The 16,204-nt window shown below is 61.8% G+C and carries 12 protein-coding genes; 1 reads left to right on the forward strand and 11 read right to left on the reverse strand.

The window, feature by feature from the left end; all coding sequences use genetic code 11:
* Window positions 1-52: 52 nt before the first annotated feature.
* The 8 genes from ABUA09_RS12525 to ABUA09_RS12560 form a co-directional block, all read right to left on the reverse strand.
* A complete protein-coding gene (locus ABUA09_RS12525) occupies window positions 53-514 on the reverse strand; it encodes a S24/S26 family peptidase (RefSeq protein ID WP_195614956.1) in 462 nt (153 codons plus the stop codon).
* Window positions 511-1,740: a nucleotidyltransferase domain-containing protein gene (locus ABUA09_RS12530; protein WP_208319878.1), complete on the reverse strand. Its 1,230-nt coding sequence runs from the start codon at window positions 1,738-1,740 to the stop codon at window positions 511-513. The genes ABUA09_RS12525 and ABUA09_RS12530 overlap by 4 nt, the downstream gene beginning before the upstream one ends.
* A 19-nt stretch (window positions 1,741-1,759) precedes the next feature.
* Complete coding sequence (locus ABUA09_RS12535; RefSeq protein ID WP_195614958.1) at window positions 1,760-2,647, reverse strand: metallophosphoesterase; 888 nt, start codon at window positions 2,645-2,647, stop codon at window positions 1,760-1,762.
* The gene (locus ABUA09_RS12540) at window positions 2,644-2,904 is read right to left on the reverse strand and encodes a PqqD family protein (RefSeq protein WP_058118538.1); all 261 of its coding nucleotides are present in this window, start codon (window positions 2,902-2,904) and stop codon (window positions 2,644-2,646) included. Before ABUA09_RS12540 ends, ABUA09_RS12535 begins: the two co-directional genes overlap by 4 nt.
* Before the next feature lie 3 nt (window positions 2,905-2,907).
* On the reverse strand, window positions 2,908-4,041 hold the full coding sequence (locus ABUA09_RS12545; RefSeq protein WP_227151865.1) for a radical SAM protein: 1,134 nt from the start codon (window positions 4,039-4,041) through the stop codon (window positions 2,908-2,910).
* Window positions 4,038-4,886: a hypothetical protein gene (locus tag ABUA09_RS12550; RefSeq protein WP_279204316.1), complete on the reverse strand. Its 849-nt coding sequence runs from the start codon at window positions 4,884-4,886 to the stop codon at window positions 4,038-4,040. Before ABUA09_RS12550 ends, ABUA09_RS12545 begins: the two co-directional genes overlap by 4 nt.
* A 93-nt stretch (window positions 4,887-4,979) precedes the next feature.
* Window positions 4,980-5,225, reverse strand: a complete 246-nt coding sequence (locus ABUA09_RS12555) for a hypothetical protein (protein WP_033118393.1) — start codon at window positions 5,223-5,225, stop codon at window positions 4,980-4,982.
* A 17-nt stretch (window positions 5,226-5,242) separates the two neighbouring features.
* Window positions 5,243-10,420, reverse strand: coding sequence for a family 20 glycosylhydrolase (locus ABUA09_RS12560; protein WP_349949405.1), 5,178 nt, complete (start codon window positions 10,418-10,420; stop codon window positions 5,243-5,245).
* Between the two features lie 471 nt (window positions 10,421-10,891).
* Between ABUA09_RS12560 and ABUA09_RS12565 the strand changes: the two genes are divergently transcribed.
* Complete coding sequence (locus ABUA09_RS12565; protein ID WP_349949406.1) at window positions 10,892-13,213, forward strand: S-layer homology domain-containing protein; 2,322 nt, start codon at window positions 10,892-10,894, stop codon at window positions 13,211-13,213.
* A gap of 124 nt (window positions 13,214-13,337) precedes the next feature.
* On the opposite strand, the gene nhaC is transcribed toward ABUA09_RS12565, so the two are convergent.
* From nhaC to ABUA09_RS12580, 3 genes are all read right to left on the reverse strand, one after another.
* Window positions 13,338-14,792 carry a Na+/H+ antiporter NhaC gene (gene nhaC, locus ABUA09_RS12570; RefSeq protein WP_349949407.1) on the reverse strand — a complete coding sequence of 485 codons (1,455 nt, stop codon included), beginning with the start codon at window positions 14,790-14,792 and terminating at the stop codon, window positions 13,338-13,340.
* A 168-nt stretch (window positions 14,793-14,960) separates the two neighbouring features.
* On the reverse strand, window positions 14,961-15,563 hold the full coding sequence (safA, locus tag ABUA09_RS12575; RefSeq protein ID WP_075704687.1) for a SafA/ExsA family spore coat assembly protein: 603 nt from the start codon (window positions 15,561-15,563) through the stop codon (window positions 14,961-14,963).
* A 119-nt stretch (window positions 15,564-15,682) separates the two neighbouring features.
* Window positions 15,683-15,910 carry a hypothetical protein gene (locus ABUA09_RS12580; protein WP_058118531.1) on the reverse strand — a complete coding sequence of 76 codons (228 nt, stop codon included), beginning with the start codon at window positions 15,908-15,910 and terminating at the stop codon, window positions 15,683-15,685.
* Window positions 15,911-16,204 lie beyond the last annotated feature (294 nt).

Genomic DNA, 16,204 nt, shown 5'->3' on the forward strand with positions numbered 1-16,204 from the left:
CGTGCCGCCACTCGGTTTTTGATCCACAGGGAGCCCTCTTGTCAGACAAGCCTTAAGAGCGGAGACGGCTTAACCTGCCCAACAGGCGCAGCAGAGGGCGGCGGAAGGGGATCAGCGCGCCCCACAGCCGCTGAAGAAGGCGCTGATCCATGCGCCGGGGTGAAAATGGCGGCCCGCCGTCCCGGCGGATGTGCTCCACCACGGCCAGGACCTGCTCCTGGGACGCTGTTTCCAGCCAGGTCTGACCATCTCCGTTGAGGAGCAGAGTCCCGTCCCCGCGGACCTTGCGGAGCCGGTGGAGGACCAACTGGCCGCCCGCCCGGCGAAAAAGCAGGATGTCCCCCGGCTGATAGGGAAGGAATCGGGGCGCTCGGAGAGAGACGAGGTCCCGCCGGTCCCGGAGGAAGGGGACCATGCTGTTTCCCGTCACCCGCAGCGGAACGGAGGCGCCTGCATCCAGCAAGGGGAGCAGCCGTCCGACGGCCTCCCCGGGCGTGAGAAGGATAGGAGTCATGGGATCACCCGGTATTTTCTCAGCAGTGCCACGCGCCGGGTGCCGATTCCAACGCTCTCCCGGGCGGAGGCCCCCCTGCCCGGTCCTCCCAGCGCATAGCGCCCCAGCCGGTGAACCCAGGCGGCCGGGAGCAGCCAGGGCTGTTCCTCCAGATAGGGGTAGACGCCCTTCAGGGTATCCCGACGGGGAAAGACCGCGCGCAGCACGCCGCCGGTGGGCCGGCCGCAGGATTCGGCTGCGTGGAGCGTGATCAGACTGCTGTGCCGCCTCGCCTCGCTGCTGCCGCCATAGACGCCGGCAGAGAGCAGGTCCTCCAGCAGAGGGACACAGTCCAGCGCTCCGTTGCGGCGCTCCATCTGAGACAGAAGGCCGTCGGGCAGCGCCAGACCCAGATATTCGCGGCCAATCTGAAAGATGTTGGCTGCAAATACTCCGGCCTGCACCGCCTCCAGACTGGAAAACAACTGCTCCCAGTCCAGCCGGTACCTCTGGGCGGAGGCAAACAGGCAGATGTCACAGACCTGCCGCACCCCAAAGCCGGAGTGGAGAAAATGCTTGCAGCTATGGAGGATGAGATAGAGCAGATGGTCCTGAGGGCACAGGGTCCACAGAGGCGTATCCTCCACTGTCGTTTCTTCCGCGCGGTCAAAGGCGGTGAGGAAGGGCGCATTGAACCGCCGGTAGGCTGCCGCGTCCCCGGGGAAAAGGTGGCGGTGGACCTCCACATAGAGGCCGCTCCCCGGGTCCCGATAGGCCGTCTCCTCCGTATCCCGCGCTGTATCCCCCAGCGGCTGAAAGCCCAGGGAGAGGAGAAGGTCGCGGAGGGGGACAAATTCCTTCGCGCGGACGTACAGGTCCTCGTCCGCGGAGGGGCGCAGGTCCGGCTTGGGATAGAGGCTCCGGCACAGGATACCCTTGACCACCAGCGCCTGAAGGGAGGCATCCCGGAGCGCCCGGCACAGCTCCAGAAAAGCGAGGCTCTTTCGGGCTTGCTCTGCGGCGCTGCGGAGCACCGGCACTCTGGCCTGTCCCAGGGCCGGGCCAATGCCGCCCGATGCTCTGGCCCCTGCGGCCAGAGCATCATAGATCATGGGGAGCACCTTTTGTTCCGCCGACAGGCGCAGCAGCGCGCGCCAGTCCTCCTCCGTCCTGGGACAGGAGGGGGCGGGCAGGCCCCGGAGGGAGGCACCCAGGGCGTCCAGAAATTGCCGTTCATATCCCTGCAAGGGGCACATCTCCTCTCCGTCAGGATTCCGGAGTTAGGTCGATCACCATGATCTCCGGGGGATTGTGGAAGCGGGGCAGGCGTTCCCGCTGGCTGCCCAGCCCGCTGGTCACGGCCATGGTGAGGCCGTCCTTGCGGCACATCCCATGGAGGTAGGGGGAAAACAGGCCCAGATCTCCGCCGAACACACCCCCCAGCACAGGCAGCACCACCTGTCCGCCGTGGGCGTGGCCGCTGAGGACCAAGTCGATGCTCCAAGTGCGGGCGGCCTCACCCAGTGCAAAGCTGTCCGGGCGGTGGGAGAGCATCAGTGTGAACCGCTCTGTATCCTGAAAATCGGTCAGGAACCGGCAGACCTCCGGGTCCATCCGGTCCGGATCGCAGGAGTTGCGGTCGTCCAGGGCGAAGGCATAATCGTAGAGCCCTCCCAGCCTCAGGGGCGTGCCGTGGATGTCCAGGTCGCTCCAGGCGCGGTCCAGCACGGTAGCCCCCGCCGAGACGAGCTCCTCCTCCAGCGGGGAGGTCCCCGCCGCCAGATAGTCCAGCTCGTGGTTGCCCCAGGCGTAGTAGACCGGGGCGATCTTGGAGAGCGCCCCCACCAGCTCCGTGCTGTTTTGAGAGGAGGCGGAGTAGGCGTTGAGCATGTCGCCGCACAGAAGGATGAGGTCGGGCCGCTGTTCCGCCACCGCCTCCACGAGGGGGGCGTTGTCCTGACCGAACACATGCTCGTGGAGATCGGACATCACCGCCAGGCGCACCGGCCCCTCCGCCTTGTCTGTGGGGAAGCGGTAGGTCGTGACGGTGAGCGAATGGTAGGAACGCCACACGGAAAAGCACACCGCGGCCAGGAGAAGGACCGCGGAAAAGAGGCAGATCGCCGGGAGCCGCCGCCCGGGCCGTTTCCTCATAGGATGCCCAGCGACCGCAGCTTGTCCAGGAATTCCGCCACGTCCCGGTCCAGCGTGTCCCGGTCCGCGTCGTACTCCTCCACCAGTGCGTCGGTCAGCGCGGCCGCGCTCTCCGCGCCGGGAAGCAGCTCCCAGATGCGGGCGGCCACCTCGTTGATGGTAAACAAGCCGTTATTTTCAAGCACGGTAGTACCTGTTGGAATCAGCACAAAGTCTCCCGCGATGTCCCGCAGGACCAATTCTTTCTTCAGCTCCATGGCTCAGTCCTCCGTTCCGTATTTCTCCCGGGTGATCCGGCAGAGGGTGTGGGTCAGCGAACAGATGTAGTCCGGCTTCCGGTCGTAGTCGCCGGTCTCGGCGAAGCAGGAGGCGGCGCAGAGATTGCAGTGCCGCCGCAGGGCGCAGCCGGCGCAGGCGGCGGGCAGGCGGATCGCCTCCACCTCCGTCCGGACGGACCGCCAGGCGGCGGAAAACCCCTGTTCCAGCACCGGTGTCCCGGGGGAGGCCATCATGCCGCAGGGGATCATCCGCCCGTCCCAGGTGAGCCAGAAGGAGCTGCGCCCCGCCCGGCACAGAACGGGTTCTCCCTCCGCGTTTCCGGTGCACTCGTCGCCGTCGGACAGGGGCACGCCTGCGGCCGAAGCCCGCAGCTCCTCCAAGGTGAACTGCTGCTCCCGGCACAGCAGCATATAACGGGCTGCGTCCTCCGGGGCAAAGCGGTGTGGGGCGTCGCCGGGGCGGCCGTCGTCCAGCCGCACCGGAGGGTACATATAGGTGCTGGCCTTGGTGTGGAGGCCCAGCTCCCGGGCCAGACGGAAGATCTCCGGCACGTCGTCCTTGTTGTCCGGGGTGACGGACACGTTGAGCCGCACAGGGATGCCCGCGTCCTTCAGGGCGCGGAGGTTGTCCACCACTTCCTGGAACATGGCCCGCCCGCACAGCCGCTCATAGGTAGCGTTGGAGCCGCCGTAGAGGGTGATGTTGAAGCGCAGGGGCGGGTCCTGCTTGACGGCCTCCAGCAGTTCGCCCCGGAGCAGGGAGCCGTTGGAGTTCACCGACACCAGGAACCCCATGTTCTTGAGGGCGTGGAGGAGCTCGGGAAAGTCCGGGCGCAGCAGCGGTTCCCCACCGGTGAGGAGGAGAAAGACCATCCCGGCCTTCCGGGCCTCCTCAGCGATGGCGAGCCACTCCGCCGTGGTGAGCTCCCGCCTGCCGCCCTGGGCCGCCTGGGCCTCGGTCTGGTGGACATAGCACATGTTGCAGTTGAAGTTGCACCGGGGGGTCAACTCGAAGGTTCCGGTCACCGGGAGACCCAGCCGGGCCCCCTTCTGGTGGATGTAGGTGGACCAGAGGGGCTCTACCATCTGGGGAAGGGCGTTGTTCTGTCGGCTCATAAACATTCCTCCAGGGCCTTTACGGCGCTCTCATCCGGGAGACAGTCCAGCCGAAGGACCGGCGTCTCTCCAATGAGGCGGGAGAGGGTATCGGTGGCGGCGGCCACATCCTGCGGGTTCCAGGTGCGGTAGGCGCACTGGGGAAGGAGGGCGCGGAAGGCCTCCTTCCCGCCCAGCCTCCGGCAGGTGGAGCGCTCCGCCTGCCCCAGCACCACCAGGGCGGAGAGAGGGGCGCTGCGGTTCCCGCAGATACCGGAGGTGCCGGAGAAGCAGATGCCGTGGGCCTGGAAACAGCCCTCACGCGCCCGGAGCAGAGCCCGGTCCCCGTTGACGATCTCCGCCCCCCGTAGCCGCGCCCACAGGGCGGCTTGGGTGGACTTTCCGGTGCCGCTGGGGGCGGAAAAGAGGAGGGCCCGCCCCCAGTGCAGAATATAGGAGGCATGGAGGACCACGCCTCCCTGCTCCAGCAGAAAGCGGAAGAGATCCACAGACTCCAGGATCTGCTGGGCGTGGAGTCCGGAGGAGAGGGCTGGGAGCCAGTCCACGGCCACCTCCATGCCGGAGCGCTCCACATAGCAATAGGGGACCTCCGGCTCCCCGGCGCTTCTGTAGTAATACAGCAAGCGGCAGTCACGGGGACCCGCCCGCCAGCCCCTGACCCTCCGGGTGTGGACATACAGCCCCTCCGGCGGCTGAGGAAAGGCATCCGAGAGGCGGAGCTTCACGCGGTAGTCCGCGTCGGTCTCTCCGCCGGAAAAGAGGTGCAGGGCGTCCGACTCCCCGATGGGAACGGGGGCGGACAGAGAAAAGCCTACGCCTCCAAAGCAGTAGTTCCTTTGATACACAGCGGGCCCCCTTCCGAAAAATGGAGAAACAGGACCGAAGGAGAGAAAGCGGCCCCCCCCCCCCGGGGGGGGGGGGCCGCTGCGGCGTTTGGCTCAGGAGGTGAAGAGGACGGTGTCCCAGGTGGGGATGTCGTAGCAGACCTTGACGCCCATCGTGCTCTTCTGATCGTTGTAGTCGAACTCACAGCCGTTCCAGGCAAAGAGATCCATGCCGCCGATCGTAATGCTGCACTGGCCATCCAGGTTTTGGTTGGCCGGAATGGCGCAACCGGCAGCGATGCTGCTGGTGAGCTCAAAGCTCTCAAAGGCGATCTGGGGCTTGCAGTAAGTTTTCTTCATCTTGCAGCACCCCTTTCTCACTGATTGCCCGTGCCGGGCGTCTGCATGGCGGCGAGTACCTTGCCCACCGCAGCCTGGCTGGAGTAGAGGTTGAGGGTGGCGGTACCGCCGGTGGCCTTCAGATTGGTCAGGGCCACCATGCCGTCGCCGGTGTTGGTGATGGTAACGACTTTGTCGGTGCCGATCGCGTTCTTGATAGAATAATACAGATTGGTAGCGCTGTCAAGCCGGATTGTCGTTCCATTCACCGTAATGGTGCTTGCTGCGGAGCCCGTCAGGCTGGCGCCAAGCTGGATATCCGCAAAGTCGACACTGCCCAGCGTGAAGGTGATGCTTTGACCCTTGCTGAGATAGACCTCATTGTTGGGGCCGTAGCTCTCATAGTCAGCGAGAACGGCCGTCTCGCCCTTGCCGTCGATGAAGGTGGTTCCCTGAACAACGGCGCCGGAGGTCAAAGCGGCTGCATTCAGCAGGCTCTTCCGCAGCTCCACATACTGAGGCGCCGCCTCGCTGTCCGAAGCATAAGCGGAGTAGCTGCTGCCCATGGGATCATAGACCCGGATGCCGTCCAGCCAGAAGGAATAGCTGCTGTCGCCGGTGTGGTCCAGTTTTTGATGGTAGACCACGGTGACGGTCACGTCGTAGGTGTCGTAGGGAAGGCCCACCAGCTTGGCCACGGGTACCTGCTCGATGGAACCCTTGTCCGCAGTGACAAACGCCCCATTCACAAAGTCATAGCCATAGTAGTTGTCCACGATCAGCCGTTTGGTAGTGCCTCTGGTTCCCATAGCCTCGATGAAGATGACGCCGGAATCGCTGTCGGTCCGGCTGATAAGGTCAAAGCCGGTCCCCTTAAAGGAGAAGGAGGCGGTGGCGGAGTCGTTTGCTGTATTGACCGTGACGGTGTGGGCGGAGCCCATGCTGAAGCCGGTGCCGGGCGTGTAGGCCGGATCATAGCCGTAGAGATTTTGCTTGGCGCCCAGCTTCTCGGCGGTCTGCGCCGTACCGGCGAGGGTGCCGGTCCCGCTCCAGCTGCTGTCATACGTGGCGAAGCTGTCCTCATAGTAGACCACGCTGGCGGGGAGGACGCGAATCTGCTTGGTCACGGTGCTGCCGGAGTAGTGAATAGTGAGTACCACGGATTCCGCGCCGTCGATGGTCTCATTGGGCGTATAGGTGACGGTGGTGCCGCTGGAAGAGAAGATGCCGTAGGTGCCCTTGGAAGTATTGCAGGTCAGGCCGGTCACCGCGTCGGCATTCTCCAGGCCCAGATCATTTGGCGTGATGTTCAGGGGAAGGCCAAAGTCCACAACGAAGGTCAGAACCTCGGCGCTGGGCTGATAGTGGAGGGTCAGGGTTTTGCCGTCCTCCGAGACGTCCGCACTTACATACTGATAATAACCGCTGGCGTACTTACCGGCCAGATTGGGAATGGTGGCCAGGTTTTTATTAAAGGTTTGATCGACCCCGGAGCTGTTGGTGATATAGGCCCCATCATCCAGGGTGATGGTCCCAGACTGTACTGTACCGGTATTTTTCAGACCATTGAGGAAGGTGATACCGTTTGTTACGGCCACGGGATAGCTGTAAATTTCGCTGGTGTCCGTGTCGTCTACATAGCGGACGGTCAGACTAGTATCCGTGACCCTGGGTTTGAGATAGATGAGAATCAGGAAGGCGGTGTTTTTTCTCGACCAGACATAGCCGTCGGAGCCGTAGACTGCGGGAGAAGTCTCCATGGAGTCATCCCAAGCGGTGGTCTCGTCATACCACTGGGTCCCCTCAGAATCTGTCACCTTATTCCAGTCAATGCTGTCAGAAGCACCCCAGGTGTTGCTGCTGGTATTGCTGTGGCGGGAACCTCTGGTGACCGTAATTTTCTCAATGTCGTAGTCGGCATTGCTCTGGGGAGCGATGATCCCGATATCTCGATTAGACCAGTAGTTGAAAATCGTAGTGCAGTTGGCATAAATGAGGGACTCCGTGGCGGGGGAGAGGCTGCCGTCCGGGTAAACCACGGCGAAGGATAGAGCGACCTGTCCGTTTTGGCCTGATGTATCCTCGGAAGGAATACCATATCCCCAGTCCTTGGTGAGGGTAGTGATTTCTTGCGTTACCTCTGTTTTCTGAAGGTAATAGGCTACCAATTGGTCGCCCTCTGCAAAGGACTTCCATTCATCACTGGTGGTATAATACTGCCAACTGTCGTTGTAATAACGCACCTTGGTGAGATCGGTGCCGCTTGCGGTCTCGTCATCGCCGCTGTCAGAAGTCTGCTTGTGGGCGGAGTCCAGACGCACAGACTTCCAGTAGACCATATCGCCAAAGGTGGAGGAGGTGCCGGTTGTCGGGGCGTAAGTAGGAGCAACTTCTACTCCCTCCGCACCGTAGGCTTCGGCTACTGTGATCTCCTTAGAGGTGACGCCATTGGAGCCAGTGACTACTACGTTGGTAATCCAATACTCGATGGTGAGGGGGTCGCCGGTGGGAGTGAGGAGGTAGGTAAAGGTGACCTCGCTGTCTGCCGTCCAGGTCTGTGTGACGGAGGTCGTACCGGTGGCGGTGTAGTTGGCGATGGCAGGGGCCGTGATGGTCTGGGAGCCCCCCTTTTCTAGCCGTACGGTGGTGTCGGCGGCAACTCGGTTGCCGCTACCATCCACACAGTGGATGGTAATAGTGACTCGCTCCACCCTCACCAGCCCGGCATAGGCGGTGTTCAGGGCGGAGAGGGCGGCGTCGATGGCGTCCTGCGCCGCCTGAGCGGTCTCCGCGCTGGGGTAAGCGGTAGTGTTGGGGGTCAGATTCTGGGCGGCGTCCAGCGCGGCAGTGTAAGCACTCCAGCTCGCGGAGGTGTAGTCGTCCGCCTGAAGGCCCTCCGCAGCCAGCGCGGCCAGCTTGGCGTCCAGCGCCTCAGTGTCCACATGCCAGGCCTCGGTGCCCGCCGTGTACTCATAAAAATAGAGGGTGGAAGAAGAATTCCGGGCGGCAGAAAAGTTGCCGCGGTTATATTGCAGATACCGGCTATAGCTGCCGCTGATGGTGTATGTGCCGGTACTATTTTGGCCGGAAAGCGTAATGCTGCTTTGACTGGAAGTGATAATGCCATCCCGTGAAGGATACAAATACTTGCCCCCGCTGGAGAGGTAGTAGCTGGTCCAGATAAAACTACTCTCCTCCGTATACGTCCACAGCATATCCTCCGTGACCTCGGAGACGACCCGGCCGTCTGCAATGGTGACCGGCACGGCGCTGCCGTCGTTCTTCAGGGCATAGCCGGAGGTGGAGTCGGACTGGTACACGATGAGGTACTGGCCGCCGTTGGACACGTCGCTCAGCTCATAGGCGTCTGCGGTGCCGCCGCCGGTGATGGTGCCGTTCTGGATTGCCGCCGCGTCGAGCTGTTCCTGCGTGACGGTGACGGCGGAGGACACAGGGGCGGCAGCGTCGCCGTCCAGCGCGGCGGATACGGTGTACGCCCCCGCTCGGGCGTTCTCCACGGTATAGGTGGTGGCGTCAGTGGCGCCCAGGACCGTCCCGTCTCTGGAGACCGTATAGGTCACGGCGGGAAGGGCCAGGGCGGCAACATCGCCCGTGGCTGTGATGAGCGGTTCGCTCCAGGTGAGGGTCAGGCTGCCGCTGGCGTTCACGGTAGGGGCGCCCATGGTCAGTTCGCCCAGTTCGTAGGTATATGCCAGGACTGCATAAATGGTCCCGTCGGCGTTGAAGCCGCCGGGCACCGCCTCGTTGCTGACAGTGGCGGAGGTGAGGTCAGCGCCGTTCTTCTTATCCATCCGCCCGCCCATGACCCGCAGGGCTTGGCGGACGTTGGCGGCAATCTCCGTCTCGCTCTCGGCGGCGGGGTAATCGCACCAGATGCAGAACATGGAGCCGATGACCAGCGATTCGTCCTCGTCAAACGTGGTGCCCATAAACGTATAATTGCGGAAGCTGTCCGCACCGCTGCCGGTTTTGTCGCCGTCAAATTTGTCTCTCTTGCCCAACACGTAGTAGTAGTCGCCGTTGGTGTTGATAACGGCGTGGCCCTCCTCCACAATGGTCGCCGCGGAGCCCACGGCATATCCGTTCCACCCGGAGGACCAGTAGCAGACCTGGATGTCCTGGTCAAAGGACACGGAGGTATCATTATTATAGTAGATGCCGTCATTGAAGGCCCGGGGGGTCAGGTCCAGGCTCTTGAGGACGCCGGCCAGGGAATTAACATAGTCTGCAAAGTCGCCGTACCGCCCGGCGCTGACCAAATGGCCAAAGCCCATGCCGCCGGAGGAGTAGAGATCATTGGCAAACTCGTCGCAGCCCATGTTGAAGTACTCGCAACCCTCGTCGGCGAAGTATGCGGCGTACTTTTGGATCAGGGCGATGCCGAAGGCTTTGGCGTCGTCGCTGGTGATGTCCAGGGAATTGGAGTTCTGGTAGCGGTACTCTGGGGCGACGGTGTCCAGGATCCGTCCCAGATGGCCGGGGGAATTGAGCAGGGGCACGATGGCGATGTCCTCGCCTCTCGCCACGGACAGAATCTCGTCCATGTCGGCCTGGGTCAGCCAGGGGGTATCCGTAGCGGAACCATCTGCATCGCCACCCAGGGCGGGGGTCAGATCGATGCTCCTCTCCACTCCGGACGCAGTCATAAAGGTGACATCCATATCGTCCAGCGCGAAGCGGAAGCCCTCGTTATTGGAGAAGTCCAGCTCCAGTTCATTGTACCCGGCGGCGGCCATCTCATGGATCAGGGCGATGATCCACTCCTTGGTAAAGTATTTGCGGCCGCAGTCCAGGTGCAGGATCTTATGGCCGAAGCCGTTCTCCACACTGCTGACCGCAGCGGGCGGTGTCTCTACGGTCTCCAACTCGTCAAGCACCTCATCCATCGGAACTTCCGTGCTGGGCGTGGGGGTGGGGGAGACCTCGGGGCTCGCCTCCGGTGCAGGCGTGGGGGAGACCTCGGGGCTCGTCTCCGGCGCAGGCGTGGAGGAGACCTCGGGGCTCGCCTCCGCTGTAGGCGCGGGAGAACCCTCTGGGGCAGCCTCCGGTGTGGAGACAGGGGCCTCCGTCTGGACGGGGGGCGTGCCGGTCCCCTCGTCCGCCAGTGCGCTCATGGGCAGCATACCAAACAGCATCACCAGGCACAACAGCATGGCGACGAGCCGGGACGAGCCCTTTCGCATTCCAGTCCTCATCACAAACATCCTCCCTTGCGAACCTGCCCCCTCCGCAGACAACCGCGGCCACGGCGAAGAAATGCCGGAGCGCGGCGCCGAACGACCCTGGCGCGGGGGAGACAAGCGTGAATAACAGAAAAGTGTCTATTGAACCACTTTGTGCCAGTATAGCACGGGGGGAGGACAAATTCAAGGATTCCTAAAGATAAAGTTAGGAAATTTACTAAATTTCACATGGAAAGGAGAACGCATGGTAATAAAAAGTTACAAATTTATATTTTTAATAAATTTACATGAAAAATTTGTGACTGAAAGAAGTTTTTAGAGAGGAACTTCCCAAAACGGGCGGTTTTTTAGTTGCTGTTCCAGATTTGCCATGCTATAATGACATAAACTTGAAGAGAAATTGGGCGTTCTTCTGCGGATTGGCAGTTCCCGGTTTCTTTCACAGCCGATTCTGTGAATGTTTCAAATGGAGGGATCAGGGTAATGGATAAGCGCAGGATTTTGGCCGCCGCGCTGACCGCGGTGATGCTGCTTGGCATGCTGCCGGTCGCGCTGGCGGCGGAGCCGCAGCCCACGGAGGCGGCGGACGAGCTGGGGATCACGCTGCTGAAAACGGCGGGCGCCCTCAACAGCGTCCGCGAGACGAAGATCTCCCTGGAGATCTCCGCACCGGTCAACGAGACGCCGGTGGCCGTCGAGTTCGTCATGGACGCCACCAGCAGTCTTTTCAGCTCCGGAGACGAGATCATGATCCAGTCCTGGGCCGAGGAGATCCGCGGCGCCATGGCGGATAAGAATGTCTACGCGGGCCTCACCGTCTTTGCAAACGACGCCAAGACGGTCTATGAGATGTCCCAACTGACCGCGGAGAGCACGTTCGACTACAGTCTGGGCGAGGAGATGCTTTGGCTGGCCGGCCACACCGGCACCAACCTGCAGGCCGGTATCCGGGCAGGACTGGCCGACCTGGAAAAGGCCCCCGACACGATCCCCCAGGCCAACCGCTATCTGGTGCTCATCACCGACGGCGGCAGCTTCTGGTGGCTGGACGACGCCGGGAACCCGGCCAATGACACCTATAATGACGGGACCCGGCTCCAGAACAACGACGCCGCCGAGGGCGGCTATGAGAGCCTGACGGACCTGACCGCTCTGCTGGGGCAGACGGTCAGCGCCCAGCCCGCCGCGTACACCGCTGCGGGCGACGAGGCCCTGGCCGATGTGGTGGGTCAGATCAAGACCTCCGGCGCCCTCACCAATTTTGAAAAGGGCGTCTACTTCGCGGCCAAGGAGCTGGACAAGGTCACGGAGGCGGGGGTCAGGCTGATCACCGTGCGCTATCCCTACTATGCAGACGAGGAGGGCCTGTCGGCCCTGACCACGCTGGCAGGGCAGTTGATGGATTACGCCGAACGCAAGAGCGTCTTTACCGCCAGCCCCGCCTCCCTGGAGGAGACCGCCGCCGAGCTGGAGGGCGTAATGGACCAGATCTATGGCGGCGGAGTCAACGTGGTGGTCCCCGCCGGGAGCACCATCACGGACGTCATCGGCAAGGATGAGGATTACGATTTCGACCTGTCCATCAAGAGCAAGGAGATCCCCGCACTGGCGGACTTTGCGCTGAAGATCGGCGGCGACGCCCCCATGGAGGGGCAGTTGGACGAGAACAACCAGATCACCTTTGCCGACGGTTCCACATTGACCTATTACCCCGAGGCGGAAGGTCAGGATGAGCGCTTTGTGCTGACCCTGGGACAGGATATCCATCGTAGCGAGCGGGTGTCCCTGACCTATACCGCCCGGCTGGCGGAGCGGGATACCTCCAGAGGCGAGCACTACGTCTATCCCAATGTGGAGGCCTATCTGACCCTGTCTGACACGGGCGAGAGCTATCTCTTCCCACGTCCACGCTTGGGCTACACCATCAGCGGTGGCGGCAGCGGCGGTGGCGGTGGCGGTGGGGATACCGTCATCGATGAGAACGATACGCCTTTGGGACCCCTGCCGGAGCTGAACATGGCCGATCACTTTGCCTATATCATTGGGCGGGACGACGGTCTGGTCCACCCGGAGGCCAGCATCACCCGGGCCGAGGTGGCCACCATTTTCTTCCGTATGCTCACCGAGGACTCCAGGGCTCAGCTTTGGACCACCACAAACCCCTACTCCGACGTGGCGGCGGAGGCCTGGTACAACAACGCCGTCTCCACGCTGACCACCTCGGGGGTCATCATGGGCAAGCCGGGGAACGTCTTTGATCCCGACGCGCCCATCACCCGCGCTGAATTCGCCACCATCGCCGTGCGCTTCTTCGGCGGCAATTACGAGGGCGAGGACCAGTTCACCGATATCGCCGGGCACTGGGCCAACAAGTACATCAACCGCGCCGCCGTGCTGGGGCTCATCAACGGCAAGGGGGACGGAACCTTCGATCCCAACGCCGATATCACCCGGGCGGAGGCGATGGCCATCGTCAACCGCACCCTGGGCCGCAAGCCCGACGCCGACCACATGCTGCCCAATATGATCACTTGGGAGGACAATCTGGACGAGAGCAAGTGGTATTACGCCGATGTGCAGGAGGCCACCAACTCCCACGACTTTGAGGTGGAGAGCGGCGCAGACGGGCTCTATGAGATCTGGACCGGTCTGTTGCAGGTCCGCGACTGGGCGGCCCTGGAGCGGGAGTGGTCTGAGAGCAATTCCTCTTCCAACCCCGGCGATGTGGTGTCCGACGTGGTGACGGAGCCGGAGGCCGGCGAGGGAACCGCCGCGGACGGCGGACAGATCGAGACCGAAACCTGAGCCATATCTGGGCACGGTCAGCACACCCCAACTGAAACAGAGAACGGTCCGCGCCCGAGGGCACGGACCGTTCGGTTTTGACGGGGACGGCCTGCGGCGTACGCCGGGGCACTGTGCCGGGAGGTCAGGACTGGTTCATCTCCTCTACGGTGATGGACTTCTTGATGGGCTTGGAGGGGTCCAGGGGGGCCAGTGTCCAGCCCGTGAAGGCGTAGGTAATGGAGATCAGGGGGTTGATGATGGCCAGAAAACAGTACGGGGCATACTGGAAAGCACTGATGCCCAGGGTAGCCAGATAGACCGCGCCGCAGGTGGACCAGGGGACGATGCCGGAGGTGAGAGTGCCGGAATCCTCCAGGACGCGGGAGAGGTTTTTGGGTGCCAGGTTCAGCTTTTCATATACCTTTTTATACATCTGGCCAGGGATGACGATGGACATATACTGGTCGGCGGCCATGAAATTCATGGCGATGCAGGTGAACACGTTGGCGGTCATGATGCTGCCGCGGGAATGACAGCGCTTGAGAATGGCGGCGATGATGGTGTCCAGACAGCCGGCCGCCTTGACCGCACCGCCGAAGGCCAGTGCGCAGATGACAAGGGAGATGGTGAACATCATGGACTGCATGCCGCCGCGGTTCAGGAGGGCATCCACCATTTCGTTTCCACTGGAGAGCTGTACGCCGTATATCATCTGACTGAGAATGTCACCCAGTGGATTTCCCTGGGCCAGAGCGAAGCAGAAGCCGATGACCGTGCCGCCCAGCATACCGGGAATGGCGGGCACCTTAAAGACGATCATGAGGATGACGGACAGGGGAGCGATAAAGATGAGGGGTGTAATATTGAAGCTGGCCTCCAGCGTGGAGAGGATGACGTCGATCTGAGAGGTATCCACGGAATCGGCGCTGTAGCGGCTGCCGATAACGGCAAAGATAGACACTGCGATAAGAAAGCTGGGAATGGTGCTGTAGAGCATGTGGCGGACATGGTCAAACAGCTTGGTGCCCGCCACCCCGGCGGCCAGATTGGTGCTGTCGGAGAGGGGGGAGAGCTTGTCGCCGAAGGAGGCGCCGGTGACCACTGCTCCGGCGGCGATGGCGGGCGGGATACCCAAACCGGCGGCGATGCCCATGGCGGCGGCGCCCATGGTGCCCGCTGTGGTCCAGGCGCTGCCGGTGGATACTGCGATGATGGCGCAGATGACAGGGAGCAGGGCCAGGAACACGCTGGGCGAGAAAAGCTTGAGACCGTAATAGATCATGCCGGGGACAATACCGCCGGCGATCCAGGTGGCCACCAGGCAGCCCACGATCATAATGATGAAATTGGCCTGCATGGCCATTGTGTTGGTCTCGATCATGGAGTCTTCGATCTCCTGCCAGCCGCGTCCCAGGAAGCAGATGGCAATGACGGAGGTAACGGCGGTACAGATGATGAGGGGGATCTGGGGGTCGGCGCCCAGAATGATCACACTGGGCAGCATGATGGCGATGAGACAAATAAAGGGGACCAGCGCAAGGAGAAGGGGAGGCTGTTTTCGCACTTTGATCTTGGCTCCGGGGGAAGCAGTTGACATAACGTGACCCTCTTTCCTCAAGTTCTCGCAGGACGCCGTGGGCGCCCCAAGCGTGAGGAAAGCATAACATACCGGGTGTTAAATTTTCGTTAAGAGAAAAGCCTCGCCGGCGCAGGAATTGCGCCGGCGAGGCCATGGCCGTCAGGCGAGTAAGAATATCCCGGCCTCTCAGCCGATGAACATCTGGGTCCAGTAGTGACCGTTGGCCACATAACCCACGCCGATCTGCGTATAAGAGCTGCTCAGAATATTGGCCCGGTGGCCGCTGGAGTTCATCCAGGCATTGACCACAGCCTGGGGGGTGCGCTGGCCATAGGCGATGTTCTCACCGGCGCTCCGATAGGAGAGCCCGAAGGAGCGGATCATCTGGAAGGGGGTGCCGTAGGTGGGACTGGTGTGGGAGAAATAGCGGTTGTCTACCATGTCCTGGGACTTATAGCGGGCCACCCGGGAGAGCTCCCAGTTGTAGGTCAGGGCGCTCAGTCCGTTCTGCGCCCGAATTTCGTTGACCAGACGGATCACCTCCTGTTCGTACTGGGTGACCGCCGCGTCCTCTTCGGGGATGGTGAGGATCTGGCCGGGATAGATGAGGTCGGGATTGGAGACCTGCGGATTGGAAGCGATGATCTCGCTGGTGCCGACCTGATACTGCACGGCCAGTTTCCACATGGTGTCCCCGCGAACCACGGTGTGGGACAGGGCGGACGCGCTGGTGGTAAGGACGAGGGCCGACAGTGAAACTGCGGCCAGCTTGGAATAGAAATGCTTCATGGTGATGTACCTCCTGCCTATGAGGGTAACATTGGCCCGCCGCCAGACGCAAGGCAAAAATATTGCCAAAGAGATGTCCTCCCCCCGGGAAAGCAGCCGGAGGGAGGATATTCGCCCTCTTAGGGGAGAAGTTCAATTACGGCCCGTTTAAACCTGTCCGGAGGGAGCTGGCACAGTGTAAAGAGCTCAGCCATCTTGCTCACGAATTCCTGATTGCAGGAGATATCCTCCAGAACGATCTGCTTTCCGTCCGCGCCATGGTACGCGATACCGTAGGAGAGCCCATGGGGCTGTGCAAAGGAAGTGGCTGTGTAAATACCCGAATGGCTGCAGCCTGCAAGAGACATAGAATGGATCGCTTCCTTTCCTGCGTGTTAGAGAGGCGGATGCGCTGGCATTTGGCACAATATGTATCATACCGAATTATGGAGAAAAAAGAAAGACATAACATTTTACAAAAATTAACATGAAAAATCTCTGTTATGAACAAACAGTTTGCGGGACGATCAAAAACTTTGGCGGGTATACGGAATGCGGCGGCTGAGCGGGATGGGAGGAACGGCGCTCCCTGGGAAACAGGATGCCCGGCGGGGATTGAAAAGGGGCGGGCGCTGCTGATATAATGTTGCCTGCAATGGAAA

This window comes from Intestinimonas sp. RTP31139st1_F5_RTP31139_211217 (assembly GCF_040226735.1).
In the GTDB taxonomy this organism is placed as follows: domain Bacteria; phylum Bacillota; class Clostridia; order Oscillospirales; family Oscillospiraceae; genus Intestinimonas; species Intestinimonas butyriciproducens.

What these genes read in the sequence shown, in the direction of transcription:
- ABUA09_RS12560 (WP_349949405.1), bottom strand. Translation starts at nt 10,420, where the DNA reads ATGAGGACTGGAATGCGAAAGGGCTCGTCCCGGCTCGTCGCCATGCTG.
- ABUA09_RS12565 (WP_349949406.1), top strand. Translation starts at nt 10,892, where the DNA reads ATGGATAAGCGCAGGATTTTGGCCGCCGCGCTGACCGCGGTGATGCTG.
- ABUA09_RS12545 (WP_227151865.1), bottom strand. Translation starts at nt 4,041, where the DNA reads ATGAGCCGACAGAACAACGCCCTTCCCCAGATGGTAGAGCCCCTCTGG.
- ABUA09_RS12535 (WP_195614958.1), bottom strand. Translation starts at nt 2,647, where the DNA reads ATGAGGAAACGGCCCGGGCGGCGGCTCCCGGCGATCTGCCTCTTTTCC.
- ABUA09_RS12525 (WP_195614956.1), bottom strand. Translation starts at nt 514, where the DNA reads ATGACTCCTATCCTTCTCACGCCCGGGGAGGCCGTCGGACGGCTGCTC.
- nhaC (WP_349949407.1), bottom strand. Translation starts at nt 14,792, where the DNA reads ATGTCAACTGCTTCCCCCGGAGCCAAGATCAAAGTGCGAAAACAGCCT.
- ABUA09_RS12555 (WP_033118393.1), bottom strand. Translation starts at nt 5,225, where the DNA reads ATGAAGAAAACTTACTGCAAGCCCCAGATCGCCTTTGAGAGCTTTGAG.
- safA (WP_075704687.1), bottom strand. Translation starts at nt 15,563, where the DNA reads ATGAAGCATTTCTATTCCAAGCTGGCCGCAGTTTCACTGTCGGCCCTC.
- ABUA09_RS12580 (WP_058118531.1), bottom strand. Translation starts at nt 15,910, where the DNA reads ATGTCTCTTGCAGGCTGCAGCCATTCGGGTATTTACACAGCCACTTCC.
- ABUA09_RS12540 (WP_058118538.1), bottom strand. Translation starts at nt 2,904, where the DNA reads ATGGAGCTGAAGAAAGAATTGGTCCTGCGGGACATCGCGGGAGACTTT.